Annotated in this window: 3 protein-coding genes; all 3 read right to left on the reverse strand. The window is 56.4% G+C overall.

Going from position 1 to position 2,644, the window contains the following annotated elements:
- Positions 1-145: 145 nt before the first annotated feature.
- Positions 146-1,375 carry a S8 family peptidase gene (locus AC3B8H_RS20220; RefSeq protein WP_488443319.1) on the reverse strand — a complete coding sequence of 410 codons (1,230 nt, stop codon included), beginning with the start codon at positions 1,373-1,375 and terminating at the stop codon, positions 146-148.
- The gene (locus AC3B8H_RS20225) at positions 1,372-2,049 is read right to left on the reverse strand and encodes a zf-HC2 domain-containing protein (protein ID WP_488443320.1); all 678 of its coding nucleotides are present in this window, start codon (positions 2,047-2,049) and stop codon (positions 1,372-1,374) included. The genes AC3B8H_RS20220 and AC3B8H_RS20225 overlap by 4 nt, the downstream gene beginning before the upstream one ends.
- An 18-nt stretch (positions 2,050-2,067) precedes the next feature.
- On the reverse strand, positions 2,068-2,644 hold a 577-nt coding region (locus AC3B8H_RS20230), incomplete at its 5' end, for an RNA polymerase sigma factor (RefSeq protein ID WP_488443321.1).

Consider the following 2,644-nt stretch of genomic DNA (forward strand, 5'->3'; position numbering starts at 1 on the left):
CAATTCACCGAAACGTTGTGTCGGACACGATGACCATCGGTTTTCATATGTCCTGATTGCGGTAGCCTTGAATTTGACGGCTAGGCCGGTCGGATGCGGTCCACGCGGGTAACAATTGATAGCGAGCCGCGGCGAAATCTCCAGGTCAATGGATGCTTTCGGTTTTTAGAACGCCGAGTAAATTTTCCGGATGCAATAATTGCTGTTTGATCTCGGCCGCGTGCCAATCCGGATGAAGTTGCAGTAACAAGGCTGCTAGCCCGGCAATATGCGGGGTGGCGAACGAGCTGCCGGTCATGAAGTCGTAGGAGTCGTGCGGCAAAGTCGTCAGAATATCCCGGCCGGGTGCCGCGATTTCGTTGTGATTGGTGTCGCGGCTAAGATCAAGTTGATTCACCGCGATGACGCCGGGGATGTTGGCTGGAAAGCCGCCGGACAGCGGGTCGCCCGGCACCGCGGCGATGACGACGATATTTTTGGCCAGCGCTTTTTCGATCAGCATTTTCAGCAAGGGGTCTTCCGGTCCGCTCAAACTGAGGTTGATGATCCGGCTGCTCATTCGTATCGCTTGATTCAAGGCCAGCGCCAGCGTGAAGCTATTGCAACGGGCGGCCAGCGCATTGGGCTGTTCCGGCCAACACGCCCGTAGCACCAGCACTTCGGCGGCCGGAGCAATGCCGGCGATCCCGATGCCATTGTTAGGCCTGGCCGACAACACGCCGGCCACAGCGGTACCGTGCATGTCGGCCAAGTTGTGGTCGCCAGGTTCCGGCGCCAGATTTTCCGAGTAATCGATTTGGCCCTTTAAATCCGGATGTTCCAAGTCGACGCCGGTGTCGATTAACGCGATGCGTATGCCTTGGCCGGTGGCGCGCTTATGCCACTCTCCGATATTCAAGGTGTTGTATGCGGTTTGTAACGGCAAATACGGGTCGCTGTAAGCCAGGTCCTCGGCCGGCTGATCAGCCAACACATGGAAGCTTTGCATCGCTTGTACCGAGCCGACGTCGCTGTCGTTTTGCAATGCGCTGATGACTTGCTGCAACGGTAGTGAGCTCGGAATTTCGTAAACCACGCAACTGACGCCGAGTTCTGTCACCGGCCACTGGGCGACGAAACGCAATTGGTGGCGTTCGGCCAGTGTTAGTGCGATACGTGCGCTCCATGCCGAATTGCCGTAATCACCGCGTGTCCGATAACGATCCTGAGAATTGCCGGGCAAATCGCGCTGGATGGTGCGGTCGATAAAGGTTACTAGAATCCGCCTTTCCTGATCGGCGCGCCGGTCACCGAGGTTCGCGAAGTCGATTTGATTCGCGCAGCCGCATCCGAGAAACAGCAGTATCGCGAGTGTCGCTAAACGAATCGGACTCATGGTTGTATCACGGGCTCCGCCAGCAACACGTCGGATCGGCTCCGGAGCAGGGCGATGGCTTGCTCCAGATTCGGATCGCCATCCTCGGAATTCAGGCTCACGGTCAAGGCGCCGACACTATTGGCTTCGCCTTGTTGTTCGCCGTGTATATCCCGGAGCACGGCGGAGATTTCCGCCGACGATACGGTATTGGCAAATACTACTCGCAAGGTCGGCACCCCGAGTCCGGCGGGCTTTGCGCTCGCCAGGGTCTGGTAGCCATTCGTTCCGGTCGGCATGAACCGCCAACCCAGCGGTACTAAGGCCAGCAATATCGAGGCAGCGATTGCGTACCGGAGACCACGATATTGGCTATGACGGCTCAGGGGGTGGGGTGTCCGCGATTTTTTGGGTTGATCGGTGGTAGCGGCGGAGCCTACTGAGTTGTCGCGGGAGCGCAGTTTGGCGGAGAGATCAGCAAATGATGTTTCCGCGGCGACATCCAGATCGCTTGATTCGCTGACTGCTTGAGCCAATTTTTTTAGACTTTGCAATTCCCGGCGGCAGGTCAAACAGGTCCGAATGTGACGATCCACTAGCCGGTACTCCGCTTCCGGCAGACTGTCATTGGCGTACCACGGCAGCAGTAGCTGAACTTGTTGATGTTGGTTTTGCGTGTGGGTTTCGGCGTTCATCGGTTTTATCTCCCTGGCCTAGGCAAAGGCTTGCAGCTTTTTGCGGGCATGGAACATACGGGTTTTCACGGTATTCTCCGGACAGTCCAGTATTCTTGCGATTTCCTGGTAGGGCAGGCCATGGTAAAAAGTCAACTCTATCACGGCGCGCTGATCGGGCGGCAGATGGGCCAACGCCTGGTTTAACCAATCGGCGGTCTCGAAATTCTCGGCCAAATTGGCCAACGGATCGCCCAGCGTTTCGTGAAAGTCCTCAATGTCGAGATCCCCAGTGTGTTTACCGGCCTTGGATAAGGCCTTGAGCGCTTTGCGATAGGCTATACCGAACACCCAAGTCGAAACTTTACTTTCCTGATTGAAGCGTTCCGGTTGCTCCCAGATCAACAACAGGGTTTCCTGAATCAATTCTTCGATATTTTCCGGGTTGCGGGTGACGCGTAAAATAAACCGAAATAAGCGCGGATAGTAAAGTTTATAAAACGTCTCGAAGGCCCGCGCGTTGCCTTCGGCGATACGCAGCAGAATCGCCTGTTCATCGACGGGGTGTTCGGTCTGGTTCGGCATGGGGGGGGGTGGATTACGCACTGGACGCAGC

The sequence above is a fragment of the Methylomonas sp. BG-2 genome (assembly GCF_057766305.1).